Origin of the sequence: Pseudonocardia nantongensis (assembly GCF_046546495.1) — a bacterium.
GTDB lineage: Bacteria > Actinomycetota > Actinomycetes > Mycobacteriales > Pseudonocardiaceae > Pseudonocardia > Pseudonocardia nantongensis.
Window position 1 is genome coordinate 145786 of sequence record NZ_JBKGXT010000012.1, and the last position, 14168, is coordinate 159953.

The following is a 14168-nucleotide window of genomic DNA, read 5'->3' on the forward strand; positions in this document are numbered from 1 at the left end:
GAGGCGACCGGTCCCGCCCCGCTGCGGCACCACCTGCACAAGCGATGCCTCAGCGGCGGGGTGTTTCTAGAACCGGGTCAGCAGGGTGCGCACCGTGTCCGGGCTAGGGGCCCGGTCGACAACGGCGGCGACCAGATGGGCCAGCAGCGACGTCGGATCGGCGCGGGTGGCGCGCGCCGCCGCGGCGGCGGCATGAGCGCCGTCGCCGTGCAGCAGCGCGGCCAGGGCCAGATACGCCGCCGGCCGGGCCGACCACGGCGCCGGTGTGGCGGGCACCAGGGCCTCGAGCAGCACCCTCAGGTCCGCGCTGCGCTCGCGCAGCTGCTCGACCACCCCTCGCTGATCGGCCAGCGCGGCCACCAGCGCCAGGACGCGGTCGTCGTCGAGGACACCGTCAGCCAGGTAGTCGGCCACGATCGCACCCACCCGGGCGGGCTGGGGCCCAGTACCGGCGGTGAGCTGCCGTGCCCGGCGCGTCAGGGCCTCGGGGTCGACCGGGGCCAGGGCCTGCTCGATCGCCTCCCGGCTCTTGAGCGTGGCCCGCCCGTTGCGGGCCACACGTGCGGCGAGCTCCGCGGGCGGGTCCGGCACCGTGCCGGACTCGGCGCAACCGGGATCGAGGCAGGACCACCGATCCCCGGGCCGGGTACCGGCGGTGTGGACACTGGCCGACACCCGCACCCCGGCCGCAGTCAGCACCAGGGCGGCATCCCGGGCGGCGTCCTCGCGCGGGCTCGAGCTGACCGTCACCAGGATCGCGTGGTCGTGGTACTCGGCCGGGATCATTGCCAGCATCCGCGCCGCGTGTACCTCGACCTCGCCCACCGGGGGAAGGTCGGCACGCATGACCGGTCCGACCCGGGAGCTGCCGGCCCCCAAGGCGATCAGCACAAGTGAGTCAGTGGGGTGATACCCGATCAGGGCCGGTACGGCGCTGACCAGGTCACCGTGCGCGGTGAGTCGGATGGCAGGAGCAGTCATCGGAAGGCCTCCTCGAGGGGCTGGTCGGTGGGACGCGGCCCTCACGAGCGGGCCCGGGTGGGGTCCCCGCAGGGGAGCGGCGGGAGCGCGCGGCTCCTCCGCGGCGGCGTGGGAACCCGCCTGCGGGTCCGAGCCCCCGGCGAGGCTTGTCCCACCCGCCCGGATCGGGGCCGGTCGCTATCGGCGCCGAAGCCTCACCCGGGTCTGCTCGCCTGCCCGCGGCCCCTCACCGATCCAGCCACCGGCCGGTGGCCGTCGCTGCCGCGGCCGCACGAGTGGGGCGTCAATCACCCACCCAGCAGTCGAACTCACGTTCGACGATCGGCTACGGTGCCCCCGGGCTCGTCGGGGGTGGGGGAAGCACCCCCGACGAGCACCTCGCGGCGATCAGGAGGGCGGGGCGTATGGGGGAGAACCGTCGCTACGAGCGCTACGCGCGCCCAGTGGACCGCGAGACCGAGGACGAAGCGGCTGCGCTGCGCACCATCGCCGGGTTCCTCGAGACCGGCACCCCGTTGATCACCGACGCTCGACTGGCCTCCCGGATCGCGGAGATCTTCCGGGCGACAGCGGTGGAGCTGTCCGCGGGTCGCCCGGTTCCGCTACAGGTGCGCTGCGCCGTTCGACGTACCGCGGACACGGTCCGTGGCCTACTCGACCCGGGCCGGCGCGGCAATGATGACCGCTGATGCGGGCCGAGAAGGAACGAGCCGCGGCCCGCCTCCGGGACGAGCACATGTTGGTGGCCGAGTTCGCGCGACGCCTGCGCAAGCGCGCGGTGATGGACTCCTACGCCGGCCTCCGCGGCCAAGATGTCGGTCTCGCGCTGGCCGCGATGCTCGACAGCGTCTCCCTAGTCCTGGACCAGATCCCCGATCAGGTTCGCCGCGACGCGGTCGCCGCTGCCCGCTGTGACCGGGACGGACCGGACGGCCCGAACGACCCCCGACGGAACCGAAAGGGCCTGACCAGCGGGGACGGTCACTGACGATGCATGTCGGCTGGGCGTGCCAGCCTGCGGTGACACGCCCAGTGACAGCGACCACTGGGGGTCGGAGATCCGTGACCACCCAGCCTGTCAGGAGGAGCGAGGGAAAACCTCACTACGCAGGTCTTGCGCAAGGCGCCGGACGAGATCACGCGAGGCGTCCTCGCTGAGTGCCGCGTCGCGATAGATGTGATGGCGGCGGCGGTAGCGCTCGACGCGATCGGGGTCATCCTCGCGGTACTCGCTGGCCTCGAGCTCGACGATGACGGTTGCCCGATCATCGTCCGCGCCCGACTCGAATAGATCGAAGCTGGCTCCATACCGGCTCGACATATCCGTGTCGATGGGAATGACCCGGAACGAGACTGTGGGCAGGTCAGCGACGTCGGCGAGGTAGAGCAGCTGCTCAGCCATCACGGCCGGCCCGCCGAGGCGGTGACGAAGAACCGCCTCGGTAACGACGGCCTCCAATCGGGTTGAGGGCCGGTACAGCAGGTCTTGCCGACTGACTCGGGCCATGACGGCCGCGTCGGCGGACTCTGCGTCGAGCCCGACGATTTCCCTCATGAGGAAACGCGCGTAGCGGGCAGTCTGGAACAGACCGGGTATCAGCGCGTTCTGGAACACCTTGATGAGCGCAGCCTTGCGTTCGAGCTCGTCGTAGCGTTGCTGGTGCTCACGCCAGCCAGTGCCATGCAACGTCGGCCAATCGACCATCCCGGCGGAGTCGACGGCCGCTGCGAGCACAGACTCCGCGTCCGCGCCCTCCGTGTCCGCGCTGTGTTTGATCCATGCGCGTACGAGTTCCTCGTCGACGCGAGCCTGTCCGTTCTCCAACTTCGAGACGGTGGCCTGAGAGATCCCGAGCAGCTGACCAAGCTCGGTGCCGGTCAGGCCCGCGGCCTTCCGCCGCGAGCGCAACCGCGCACCGAGCTGCTGCTTGGCCTTCTGCAATCCCGGGTTCCCTTCTCGGCTAGTGGCTCAGTGAGGGCACGTGCAGCGCCGGTGGCGCGGGCACGTGGCTCCGGCGCTGCTGGGGGACGGAGTCCAGGGCGTAGTGCTCAGCGCCGACGGTACGACCAGGTTCGGTGAGCATCCTGCGGATCTCCAGGAACGGCGCGACGTTGTCCACGCGCTCGGCACCGAGGAAGCGCCCGGCCTCGTCAAAGTGTTGAACGAATGCCGTCGTGTCGTCGAAGAGCCAGAAGTCGGGGACAGAGTCCCAGGCACGATCGAGCTGCTGGCGCTCGATCACCTGCACGTCTTCCCCTGCGGCGATGTTGTCGGGGTAGGCGGCGAACTCGAACCGCGTGTAGTCGGTAACGGGGCGGCCGACGGCGCGGACCCGGCCGATCGAGGCGCCGCGAGCACACACGTCTTCGACGATCCGGATCCAGCCGTTGTTGTCCCGCGTCTTGCGAGGTACTACCCCGCTACGCAGAAACGCATCGATGCGCTCCTGCTCGCCGTCGACGGTGTAGACGTCGCGACCTTCGTAGCGCCACGCGTAGTCGGTGAAGCGGCCGTACATCCGGCCGAGCTCCTCAGTGCTCATGCTGCGACCACCTCACCGATCTCGATCAGGTTCTCGTGCGCAGGCGCACCGATCGCACGCAGCACGTCTGAGTCGGTCACCTGACGGCCACGCACGAGAACGCGATCGCCAGGAAGCTGCTCTGTTGGCCCGGACCAGCTCTCGCGGCCGATCGCCGCCGCGTGCCGCCGCAGCAGTTCGCTCGGGACGACAACCGCGTGGGAGTTGTCCTTCACGAGGTCTCCTTGTACGACCACGGTCCCGCGGTCGGTCGCGTAAGTGTTCGGGCAGTTGCCGCCCTCGCAGGTCAGGTTCGCGATCCTCTGCACCAGCATTCCGCCTCCACGTGCCTCATGCCGAATATTCCAGACGCACGGTGGAGGGTAGCTGGCCCAGCAGCGCCGCGAAACGGCCCCGTGGCTGGCCGCTCGCGTCTTCAAGGTCGTGAGTGCAGTCCGAAGGCTAGCGAATATTCGGAATATTCGCTAGCCTGAAGGAGCCTCGGCCGGTGTTGCTGCACCGGCCGAGGCGTGGATCGCACAACCCAGCCTTCGAGTTCCGAGGAGTACGACCCATGTCCAGGATTCCAGGGGGCCCTCCGCGGCCCGGCTTCCCCCCGCCGTCGCGACTGCAGCTGACGGTCGCTGCGCCCAGCGCTGCGGGGCCTTCGGCCCCGCTTGAGGCTGGTTCCTCGCGGCGGGCGCTGCCCAGTACGACCGCAGCGGGTGACACCGCGCCGATGACGGCGGTCGAGGACGGGATGGAGCACGAGGTCGCTGCCGAGGATCTGCGCGCTGGCAGCGTGTTTGGCCGGTATCGGGCGTTGTGTGGCGTGGTGATCGACCCGGTGGCGTTGACGGTGCCGGCTGGCGTGCCGTGCCGGAGCTGCGCGGTGGAGGTTGCCCCCGGCCCGGAGCCGGTGGCAGCGGATGCGCGGCGCTCGCGCCGGGCGGCGGCGTCGTGGCTGCGGGGGCTACGTGCCCGTACGGCCCGGCGGGATCTGACGGGGCGCATGGTGGAGCCTGGCGATGTCGCCGCGTAGGTCAGCGGAGAAGGTGCGCGGGCAGGCCGAGCAGCTCGCGCTCGAGGCGCAGCAGGCGGCCCGGGTGCGGGCGCTGGCCACCAATCCTGATGTGATTGCGCTGCAGGTCGAGCGGGTCCGAACGCAGGTGGACTGGCTGATGTGGTCCGGGATCATCCTCGGGATGGCGTTCTGCATGACCAATGTGCAGGACTTCGCCGCGGGGGAGTCGTTGCCGTGGTCGCTGCCGTGGTTGGCGGCGTGGCTGCTGGATCCGATGGTGTCGTTGGTGCTGATCGCGGTGATCCGCGCCGAGCAGGTGACCGCGCGCTGGCAGGTGGCCAGCACGGCGTGGGCCCGGCGGACGCGCTGGGCCACGCTGGGTGCGACCTATGCGATGAACACCTGGGAGGCGTGGTCGCAGGCGAATCCGGCGCTGATCGTGCTGCACTCGGTGCCGCCGCTGGTGGTGTTTGTCGCCTCGGAGGCTGCCCCGGGACTACGGGATCGGCTGACCGCCGCGGTGTATGCCGCGGCCGCGGCGGATCCGGCGCTGCGCACCGCACCGGTCACGGTGGGGGAGGCAGTGGCCGCAACCGAGCAACTGGAGGAACCGGCCGCGGAGCTCGTTGAGGTCGGTCAGGAACCAGCCACCGCCCCGGCCGAGCACCTGGATGCGGGGAACGTTCCCGGCGCGCGGGCCGCGCGACGGTGGGAGCGCACGGAGCTCCTGGATGCCGGGCCGGAGGCCCGTGTGACGCAGGTTCTGGATCTGATCCGGGCGGGCTTGGTGCCCGCTCAGGATCTCACCGGCGAGCAGGTCGGGGTGATCTTCGGGCAGTCCCAGCGGCAGGGCCGTCGTGATCTGCAGGAGGCGCGCCGCCGGCTCGGGCAGCTTCCCGCCAGCCCGGGCGAGGTCGACGACGACGTCGTGTCGACCTCGGGCGGCGCACTGGTGCTACTCAGCGCGGAGCGCCGGCTGGAGGTGGGAGCATGACCAAGGCGGAGCTGCGCAGTGTGGACCCGGCCGGGTCCCCTGCGGCCACCGGATCCGAGCAGGACACACCCGCCCCCGCCCCGGATACCGGGACCAGCACCGGCCGTGGCCGGGTGGCCGGGGCGCAGGTCCGGGCGATTGCCGGTCGATGGTCGTCGTCGGCGTGGTGGTGGGCGGCGTTGCCGGTGCTGCGCGCGATGGTGTCCTCGGCCGGCTGGGCGCACTTGGTCCAACGAGCCGTACCGGTGCTGTGCCGGGGCCGGGCACAGTTCGGCGCGCTCGTCTGGCTGACGATGGGGATCGGGCTGGTGTGCTGGCCGTCGGTGACGGCGATCGTGCTGGGTGGTGTCCTGCTCGCGTGCGGTGCGGTGCTGGGAATGCGCGGCATCGGCGGTGCTGTGGCGGCCGCGGGCCTAGTGGTCGGTGTGTGCCTGTGGTGCCTGCCGCCGTGGGCCACGACGATCGTCGGCGCTCTGCAGATCGTGCTCGCCGTCGCGGTGCTGGCGGTGCCGATCGCGCGGCTGGCGTATCCACACAGCATGCGGGGGCGGGTCCGGACCGGGTTCGGCGCCGACGGTTGGGCGGGCTGGTGGGATCTGTACCGGCACCTCTCCGCGCACGCGGTGCGGGCCGCGGCGGTCGCCACGCGACCGAGCGTGGCAGCGGAGGTCCGCGCATCGGACGAGGATGGTCGACCGTCCCCGGGTCGGATGGAGCGGTTGGCGCTGGCGCGGTGCGGCACCTGGCTCGGCCGCTCGGTGGTCGGCCCGGTGCTGGGCACCGACTGCTATGCCGCGCACCGGGACGTGATCGGGCAGGTCGCGCCCCCGCAGACCGGGAAGACCGCCCTGATGGGGCACCACATCCTGGATCACTGCGGGCCGGTGCTGGCGACCTCGACCAAGGTCGATCTGTTCGAGCACTGCGCCGGGGGCCGCGCGCAGCGCGGGCCGGTGTGGTTGTTCAACCCGGAGGGCCTCGGGGATCTGGGGTCGTCGGTGTGGTGGTCCCCGGTCGCCGGCTGTGCGCACCCGCAGACCGCGACCGAGCGGGCCGGGCACATGGTCGGAGCGACCACCTCTGATGAGGACGGTGACCGGTGGGACGACTGGTCGGCCAGCGTGCTGGCCGCACTGCTGATGGCCGCGGACCTGGGCGGCCGGGACATGACCACGGTGGCGAACTGGGTGTTCTACCCGACCAGCGACGCCCGCCAGGGCGGCGCAGCCGAAGCCCTGGCGCTGTTGCAGCGGGCCCCGGCCGGCCGCGTGCCGTCGGGCACGGTGGAGTCGCTACGCCAAGTGCTGTCCACCGATGCCCGCAAGACCCGCGATTCGATCTTCATGACGCTCTCGCGGGCGGTGCAGTTCATGACCGATCCGCAGATCGCTGCGCTGGCGGCACCGACTCCGGGAGCGGTGGAGTTCGACGCGGAGGAATTCGTAACCGGCCAGGGCGCGGTGTTCCTGGTGGGCTCGGACCGCGCGCATGCCACGGTGGCGCCGCTGCTGGCGGCGTTGACCGGGCACGTGTTCGAGACCGCAAAGCGGGTCGCGGCCACCCGCCCGAAGGGCCGCCTGGACCCCCCGCTGGGGCTGTTCCTCGACGAAGCCGCGCTGATCACGCCGGTGCCGCTGGATCGCTGGGTGGCCGATGCCGGTGGCCGCGGTGTGCACATCGAGTGGGCGGTGCAGTCGCCTTCACAGCTGGCCCAGCGCTGGGGCGCCCGCGGCGCGGACACGATCTGGAACGCCACCAACGCCAAGCTGGTCTATGGCGGACTGACGTTGGACGAGGACCTGGAGAAGGTCTCCAAACTGTGTGGGGACCGGTGGGAACCAGCCCCGACCGGCGACGGGACCGAGAATTACACCCGGGTGCGGGTGTGCCCGCCGGATCGGGTGCGTCGCCTACCGCAGTGGCACGCGGTGCTGATCCATCGCGCGACCCCGGCGACGGTCGTGCGGATCACCCCGGTGTGGTCGCGCACGGATCTGTTGCCGCCTCCTGCCGTACCCGTCCCGCACGCTGCCGGGCCCGCCGTCGTGGACGACACAGGGCAGGCCGCCGCGTGAGCCCCGTGATCACCCCGTTCGGTGACCGGTTCCACCCCCGCCACCGCGGTGGCAAGGTGAACGGGTGTCCACACGCGACCAGTCGTCGTGCCGCCCCCTGGCCCCCTGTGAACCGCACGAACTCCAGGTCCATCTACCTGGAGCGAGCACCTCAGATCGGAGAATCGGATGAGAAGGGAACGAGCCGGTGACCAGTGACGGACCGGGCCCGCCCCCGACCGGAGCCAGTGGAGCCGGTCGGGGGCGCCCGTTCGCGGTGCAGGTCGGGCAGGAGTTGCGCGAGCTGCGCCGGGAGGTCGGGCAGACCTCGGGGAACGTCGCTGAGGTCGCCGATCACCTCTCGCGGCTGAGCCCGCGGGTCGACGAGCTCGAGATCAGCGTGGCGTCGCTGGCCGGGGCGGTCGAGGCCACCGGCGCCGGTGATGGAGAGCCGGAGGATGAGGCGTTGTCGCTGACGCCGGCGCTGCGCTGGTCGCAGCTCGAGCCGGGCGACAAGCATGCGGCGTGGGATGCGCTGGGCGGCTTCGTGGCCGAGGTCCTCAACCGCGACTACCGACTCTCGCGCGCGGAGCTGCCGGACTGTTGGCCGGTGCATCCGCGGGCGGTGCGGGAGCTGGCGTGGCTGCGCACCCTGCATGTCGACTCCAGCGCCCCCGATACCCGCCCGGATCTGGTCGCGGAGTGGCATGTGCGGTGGCTGCCCGCGGCACTGACGAACCTGGCCGCGGCGATCGACGGACGTGAGTGCGCCCCGGGTAAGCACCGGCTCACTGAGGAGGAACGCCGCCAGTATCACGAGCAGCTCGCCGAGGCGGAACGCCGCGGTGAGGTGGCTCCGCCGCTGACCAGCGAGAGCGGTAGCGATCGGCCGCGGTATCTGCCCGATCGGTTCCCGCCGCGGCGCAGCTACGACCAGGATGCTCACCTCGGTGCCGCCGGCAACGGTCCGCTGCTGCTCGACGAGGCCACCCCGGCACCGGCAAGCAGCCGGGACTGCTGGTGGGAGTACTTCCTCGAGGCCCGCCGGGCCGACATAGGGCCCGACTCCGACGGCCGCGACCCGAGCCAGGACAGGTAAGTGCGGTGAGGCACGGTCGAGGGCGCCCGCCCGGCCGCGTATCGCGGGCTGGTCGAGCAGACCAAGGTCACCGACGGGTGTGGCTGGTGTCTGTGCGCCGACCCGGCGCCGCGGCTGGTGAGCTGGTCGAGCGCCTGGAGGACATCTACGCCCGTGTCCTGGACTCACTCGGCCGTACCAAGCGGTGGACCCGTCGAGTGTTGCGAGATGGCGGACGGGGAGCCTGCCATCTCGTAACTCGCTTCGCTCAGCCGCCGATCCGGATGGTGGTGCCCGGCCCCACCGGGACGTTCAGGAAGTAGAACGCGCCCAGGATCGCCACCCACAGCACGAAGGTCGGCAGCACGAACATCGCCATCCGGGAGAACACCATCCCGAGCGAGAACTCCCGGTCATAGCGTTGACAGGTCAGCTGCAGGACGTACAGGTACGGGTTCAGCGGCGAGATCGGGTTGGTGATCGCGTCGCCGATCCGATACGTCGCCTGGATGACGGCCGGGTGCAGGCCGAGCCCGACGAACACCGGGACCAGCACCGGAGCGAGCACCGCCCACAGCGACGACCCCGAGAAGATCACCATTGCCAGGACCGAGCACAGCACCAGGGCGAGCAGCAGCGCGCCGAAACCGGTCAGCCCGATCGCGCGCAGCCCCGCCGAGCCCTCGACGGCGAGCCAGGTCCCGACCCGGCTCCAGGTGAACATGGCGATGAACTGGCCCGCCGAGAACGCGATGACGACGAAGCCGAGCATCCCCTGCAACGACCGGGCCATCATCTCGGGCACGTCGGACGGCGTGTTGATCGTCCCGGCGGCGATGCCGTAGGCGATCCCCGGCACCAGGAAGCTAATCGTGATCAGCGCGACCACGCCGTCCAGGAACGGCGAGTCGATCAGTGCCCCGTCCGCGCCCCGCAGCGGCCCGCCGGGCACCAGCCACGCGGCGAACGCCAGCGCCAGCCAGCCGGCCAGCGCCAGCCCAGCGATCGCCATTGCCCGGCGCTGCCGCGGCATCACGGTGGTGTCCGGCTCGTCGTCGGCGCCGCCGTCGTCCGGGTCCGGCGGGTTCACCGGCGGCAGCCCGGGCTCGACCCGGTGCACCAGGATCCACCCGACGACGCCGGGCAGTACGAACGCCGACACCGCCTGGATCCAGTAGTTCATCAGCACCGAGGTCTCGACGCCCGGCGGCGTCCCGGGCGGCAGCACCGACTCCGACAGCGCTGACAGGTTCGCGTCCAGCGACCCGACGATCACGCCCGAGCCGTAGCCGACGGCCGTCGCGGCGAAGGCGCCGAGCGCCCCGGCCACCGGGTGCCGGCCGACCGAGCGGAACGCCAGCGCGGCCAGCGGCGGCAGGATGACCATCGCCGCGTCGCCCATGAAGTGGCCCTGCCCGCACAGGTAGACCACCGCGTAGGGCATCCAGCGGGCGGGGACCCGCGCCAGCGCGGCGTTCACCAGCGTCCGCAGCAGCCCGGTCCGCTCGCAGATGCCGACGCCGAGCAGCACCGTCAGCACCACACCCAGCGGCGGGAAACCGATGAAGTTGTCGACCAGCCCGGTCAGCAGCTCCTGCAGGCCCGCGGTGGACAGGATGTTGCGGACCGGCTGTGCCTCCGGCGCGCCGGGCAGCTGCGCGGTGGCCCCGTTCGCGGCCAGGATCGCGCTGCCCACGCCAAGTACCAGCAGCAGGATCCAGAACAGATAGAACGGGTGCGGCACCCGGTTCCCGACCCGCTCGATCGCCCGGATCACCGGCCCGGGCCGCTGGGTCCCCGCCGCGGTCACGGAATGCGCCCGCCGGCCGCGAGCACCGGCGGGTCGGCCCGCACGGTGTCCGGGTAGATCAGCCCGGTCCCGGTGTTCAGCACGACGACCTCCTCCGAGCCGTCCAACCAGCCGCTCTCCCGCAACCGGCCGGCCGCGGCCACGCAGGCCGCGCCCTCCGGGCAGATCCAGGTGCCCTCGTCCCGGGCCAGGGCGTGCTCGGCGGCGAGCAGCTCGTCGTTGGTGACGGCGACGGCGGTGCCGCCGGTCTCGTACACGGCGTCGAGCACGAGGAAGTCGCCGAGCGCCTTCGGCACCGTGATCCCGAACGCGACGGTTCGCGGGTCGGCGGGCGCGACGGACTCCCGCAGACCGGCGTCGAACGCGTCGACGATCGGCGCGCAGCCTGCGGCCTGCACCGCGACCAGCCGCGGCATCGGCCCGGTCAGCCAGCCCAGCTCGTGCATCTCGCGCAGCGCCTTGTGGATCGCAATGATCCCGACGCCACCGCCGGTCGGGTAGAGGATGACGTCCGGAGACCGCCAGCCCAGCTGCTCGGCGATCTCGTAGCCCATCGTCTTCTTGCCCTCGATCCGGTAGGGCTCCTTGAGCGTCGAGGTGTCCTGGTAGCCGTCGCGGCGGGAGACGGCGTCGGCGACCAGCCGGCCGGCGTCACCGATGAGGCCGTCGACCAGGTACAGCTCCGCGCCGGAGACGACGCACTCGCGGCGGGTGATCTCCGGGGCGTCCACCGGCATCGCGATCAGCGCGCCGATCCCGGCCCGGGCGGCGTAGCAGGCCCACGCGGCCCCGGCGTTGCCGTTGGTCGGCATCGCGACCGCCCGCACGCCCAGCTCGGCGGCCCGGGAGACGCCGACCGCGGCGCCGCGGGCCTTGAACGCGCCGGTCGGGACCAGGCCCTCGTCCTTCAGCAACAGGTTCGGCAGGCCCAACCGCCCACCGGCGCGGGGGAGCGGTAGCAGCGGGGTCATGCCCTCGCCCATCGTCACCACGTGCGCGGGATCCCGGACCGGCAGCACCTCGTGGTAGCGCCACAGGGTCGGCGGCCGGGCCGCGATCTCGTCCCGGGTCACGGTGTCCCGGGCGCGTTCGAGATCGTAGCGGGCGAGCAACGGGGCACCGGTGGGCGAGGTGCCCTGCACGACGTCCGCGTCGTGCAGGGTGGCCTCGCGGGAGCACTCGAGATGGGACAGCGTCGAGAACGAGTCGTGCACCCGCACAGATGATCCCGGCCCGTGTCGTCTCGCAAGTCGGAACGCGGGCCCAGGTGACGCACGCGCGAGTCCGCGCACGCCGCCTAACCTGATACTGCAACGGCGTTTCGTCAGGTCGCTGGCCGGACCGCTGGCGAGCGGAGCGGTCCTGGGCCGCCACCCTGACCAGCACCGCGCGGGTCCGGCCTGCAGGGCGCGGATCAGGGCCCGGAGCTCATCGAGCACCGTCGACGCCCAGGGACCACCACCACCCCGACATCGCCGTCGTCGACGTCCGCCTCCCTCCGACGTTCACCGACGAGGGCCTGCCGGTGTTGATCCTGTCCCAAAACGTCGAGCAGCTCTACGCCCGCGAGCTGCTCGCCGACGGCGCGGGCGCGGTCGGCTACCTGCTCAAAGACCGTGTCATGGACGTCGAGCAGTTCCTCGACGCCGTCGACCACGTCGCCGGCGGCGGCACCGCCATGGCCCCCGAGGTGATCTCCCAGCTCCTCACCCGACGCCGGGCCCGGGACCCCCTCGAGTCCCTCACCGAACGCGAATACTCCGTGCTGGCGCTGATGGCCGAAGGCCGCACGCGCATGGCTCCGCTGATAGCCGGTGGGCGCCGTCGTTGCGGATGGTCATCGGCGGCGGAGCTCGTGGATGCAGTCCGGGCAGATCGGGCCAGTGAGCTGCCAGCCGGCGCCGGTGAGCCAGCCGCGCGTGGTGCCGGGCAGATCGCCGGTGATGTCGGTGGTGTCGCCGTCGTGCTCGTGGGCGAGGTCTCCGACCAGCAGCGGGCCGTCGCCGCAGCGGATGCAGGTCAGGTCGGTGATCGGCCCGGCCGGGACGCAGTCGCGGCAGAACCGGCGGCGTTGGGGCCCGGTGTCGGTGGTGACGAGCCAGTCGGTGGCCAGCTCGGCGCGTTCGACGGGGTTGGTCGCCGCCCGGGCGCACGAGCTGCAGCGCAGCGGCTCGTCGGGGCGGTGGGGCGCCGGGCGGCCGGGGTCGCGGCCGGGGCGGGTGGGGAAAGTCGTCACCGTCACTCCTGGTCACCGCGTTCGTGGCGCTGGTCGGTGCGCGTGTCGGGGGTGGTGGCGCCGCGGCGGCGGGTGCGCCGCGGCGGGCTCTTCGTGGGGGCCGGCGGGGTAGGGGAGGCCTCGCCCCGGGGTGGCCGATCGGGATCGGTGGCGAGTTGGGTGCGCAGTTCGGTGATCTGGTGGTCGTAGCGGGCGGCCTGGTCGTCGAGGCGTTGCTGGGCGTGGGCGCGTTCGGTGGCGATGTCGTGGGCGAGTTGGCGGGCCGCGGCCTCGTTCTGGGCCTCGGCGACGGCCTGGGCGGTGCGGGCGTCGCCGGCCTCGCGCGCCGCCTGCTCGGCGCGGTCGCGGGCCTGGTCGCGTTCGGCGCGCAGCTCCTCGCGGGCCACGGCGGCGGTGTCGTGGTCGTGTTCGGCGGTCTCGGCCCGACGCTGCTGGCTCTCGGCCTCCTCGCGCGCGGTCGCGGCCTCGGTGCGGGCCTGGTCGCGTTCGGCGGTGACCTGTTCGTGTGCGGCGCGTAGCTGTTCGAGCTCGGTGCGGGCCTGCTCGAGGTGGTCGGTCAGCCGGGCCCGGGCGGTTTCGACCTCGTCGCGGGTGCGTTCGGCGGTGGCCAGCCGGGTGTGGGTCTGGTCGAGCTGCTGCTGCAGCTCGTCGCGCTCGGCCTGGGCGTGGTCGCGCTGCTGGCGGGCCTGGTCGCGCTCGGCCTGGGCCTGCTCGCGGTCGGCGGCGGCGTCGTCGGCCTCGGCCAGCGCGGTCTCGGCGGCGGCTTCGGCTTCGGATTGGGCGGTGGCCGCGGCGGTGGCCGCGTTCTCGGCGGCCCGGGCGCGGGTGTGGGCGTCGTCGCGGGCGGCCTCGGCGGCGTCGATGCGGGTGCGGGCGTCGCGGTGCGCGGCACTGATTTCGGCGGCGGCGGCGTCGGGGTCGGTGGCGGTGGCCAGCTGCTGCTCGAGCCGGGCGGCGAAGTCGGCGGCCCAGGCCTGGTGCGCGGCGAGCTGGTCGCGCAGCTCGCCGCCGAGGGCCTCGATCGAGGCGCGGGCGTAGGACACCGGCCGGACCGGGGCCGCCTCAGGGTCGCGGTCGGGGTATGCGCCGGGGGTGGGCAGGGTCAGCTTGCCCTCGCGCACTCGCAGGGCGGTGTAGCGGGTGTGCGGGACCCCGTCCACGGTCCGGCCGCAGTACTTGGGCTTGCGCCCGCCGGTGCCGGCGTACTGCTCCATCACGTTCGGGCAGCCGCCCGGAAGCCCGGGCATCTGGCAGGCGATCCGCTCCAGCCCGGCGGCGGCGACAGCGCCGCCGCCCTCGCCGATGCCGTAGTCGCGTGTCTGCTCGCCCTCGCTCATGCCGAACAAACTAGCTCATGCGTTACGTTGTGTCAACAACGTTTGATTGCGTTATTGCACAACGCTACGAATCAGCAACAGGATTATGCCTCTTATCCTGCTATGTGCTCACTGAACAAGCATGTCTTCGCC

At 72.2% G+C, this 14168-nt stretch carries 14 protein-coding genes and 1 pseudogene; 7 read left to right on the plus strand and 8 right to left on the minus strand.

The features are described from left to right. Positions 1-66 precede the first annotated feature (66 nt). On the minus strand, positions 67-981 hold the full coding sequence (locus ACLFMI_RS14975; protein ID WP_410948452.1) for a DUF4192 domain-containing protein: 915 nt from the start codon (positions 979-981) through the stop codon (positions 67-69). Positions 982-1385: 404 nt separating this feature from the next. Between ACLFMI_RS14975 and ACLFMI_RS14980 the strand changes: the two genes are divergently transcribed. Next, positions 1386-1670: a hypothetical protein gene (locus tag ACLFMI_RS14980; RefSeq protein WP_410948453.1), complete on the plus strand. Its 285-nt coding sequence runs from the start codon at positions 1386-1388 to the stop codon at positions 1668-1670. Then, positions 1670-1969, plus strand: coding sequence for a hypothetical protein (locus ACLFMI_RS14985; RefSeq protein WP_410948454.1), 300 nt, complete (start codon positions 1670-1672; stop codon positions 1967-1969). Before ACLFMI_RS14980 ends, ACLFMI_RS14985 begins: the two co-directional genes overlap by 1 nt. Before the next feature lie 90 nt (positions 1970-2059). Here the strand turns inward: ACLFMI_RS14985 and ACLFMI_RS14990 are convergent, their stop codons facing one another. Genes ACLFMI_RS14990 through ACLFMI_RS15000 form a run of 3 tightly spaced genes read right to left on the minus strand, consistent with a single transcriptional unit; the run spans position 2060 to position 3838 of the window. Beyond that, the gene (locus ACLFMI_RS14990; RefSeq protein ID WP_410948455.1) at positions 2060-2923 is read right to left on the minus strand and encodes a helix-turn-helix domain-containing protein; all 864 of its coding nucleotides are present in this window, start codon (positions 2921-2923) and stop codon (positions 2060-2062) included. A gap of 19 nt (positions 2924-2942) precedes the next feature. Continuing rightward, positions 2943-3524: a DUF6879 family protein gene (locus tag ACLFMI_RS14995; RefSeq protein WP_410948456.1), complete on the minus strand. Its 582-nt coding sequence runs from the start codon at positions 3522-3524 to the stop codon at positions 2943-2945. Beyond that, positions 3521-3838, minus strand: coding sequence for a hypothetical protein (locus ACLFMI_RS15000; RefSeq protein WP_410948457.1), 318 nt, complete (start codon positions 3836-3838; stop codon positions 3521-3523). Before ACLFMI_RS15000 ends, ACLFMI_RS14995 begins: the two co-directional genes overlap by 4 nt. 404 nt (positions 3839-4242) lie before the next feature. Between ACLFMI_RS15000 and ACLFMI_RS15005 the strand changes: the two genes are divergently transcribed. The 4 genes from ACLFMI_RS15005 (at position 4243) to ACLFMI_RS15020 (ending at position 8674) form a co-directional block, all read left to right on the plus strand. Further along, on the plus strand, positions 4243-4545 hold the full coding sequence (locus tag ACLFMI_RS15005; RefSeq protein WP_410948458.1) for a hypothetical protein: 303 nt from the start codon (positions 4243-4245) through the stop codon (positions 4543-4545). Between the two features lie 13 nt (positions 4546-4558). Further along, positions 4559-5521 (plus strand): hypothetical protein, encoded by a 963-nt coding sequence (locus tag ACLFMI_RS15010; protein WP_410948459.1) that lies wholly within the window; start codon positions 4559-4561, stop codon positions 5519-5521. Beyond that, positions 5518-7596 (plus strand): type IV secretory system conjugative DNA transfer family protein, encoded by a 2079-nt coding sequence (locus ACLFMI_RS15015; protein WP_410948460.1) that lies wholly within the window; start codon positions 5518-5520, stop codon positions 7594-7596. Before ACLFMI_RS15010 ends, ACLFMI_RS15015 begins: the two co-directional genes overlap by 4 nt. A 187-nt stretch (positions 7597-7783) precedes the next feature. Next, a complete protein-coding gene (locus ACLFMI_RS15020) occupies positions 7784-8674 on the plus strand; it encodes a hypothetical protein (protein WP_410948461.1) in 891 nt (296 codons plus the stop codon). A 247-nt stretch (positions 8675-8921) separates the two neighbouring features. Here the strand turns inward: ACLFMI_RS15020 and ACLFMI_RS15025 are convergent, their stop codons facing one another. Together ACLFMI_RS15025 and ACLFMI_RS15030 are read right to left on the minus strand one after the other, a co-directional pair. Further along, positions 8922-10463 (minus strand): AbgT family transporter, encoded by a 1542-nt coding sequence (locus ACLFMI_RS15025; RefSeq protein ID WP_410948462.1) that lies wholly within the window; start codon positions 10461-10463, stop codon positions 8922-8924. Beyond that, complete coding sequence (locus tag ACLFMI_RS15030) at positions 10460-11677, minus strand: threonine synthase (RefSeq protein WP_410948463.1); 1218 nt, start codon at positions 11675-11677, stop codon at positions 10460-10462. The genes ACLFMI_RS15025 and ACLFMI_RS15030 overlap by 4 nt, the downstream gene beginning before the upstream one ends. Positions 11678-11838: 161 nt before the next feature. On the opposite strand from ACLFMI_RS15030, the pseudogene ACLFMI_RS15035 reads away from it, so the two are divergent. Then, positions 11839-12264 (plus strand): annotated as a pseudogene (locus ACLFMI_RS15035) (response regulator); the annotation flags it as partial. Positions 12265-12300: 36 nt separating this feature from the next. Here ACLFMI_RS15035 and ACLFMI_RS15040 read toward each other — a convergent pair. Next, a complete protein-coding gene (locus ACLFMI_RS15040; RefSeq protein ID WP_410948464.1) occupies positions 12301-12699 on the minus strand; it encodes a hypothetical protein in 399 nt (132 codons plus the stop codon). A gap of 2 nt (positions 12700-12701) precedes the next feature. Beyond that, complete coding sequence (locus ACLFMI_RS15045; protein WP_410948465.1) at positions 12702-14036, minus strand: coiled-coil domain-containing protein; 1335 nt, start codon at positions 14034-14036, stop codon at positions 12702-12704. Positions 14037-14168 lie beyond the last annotated feature (132 nt).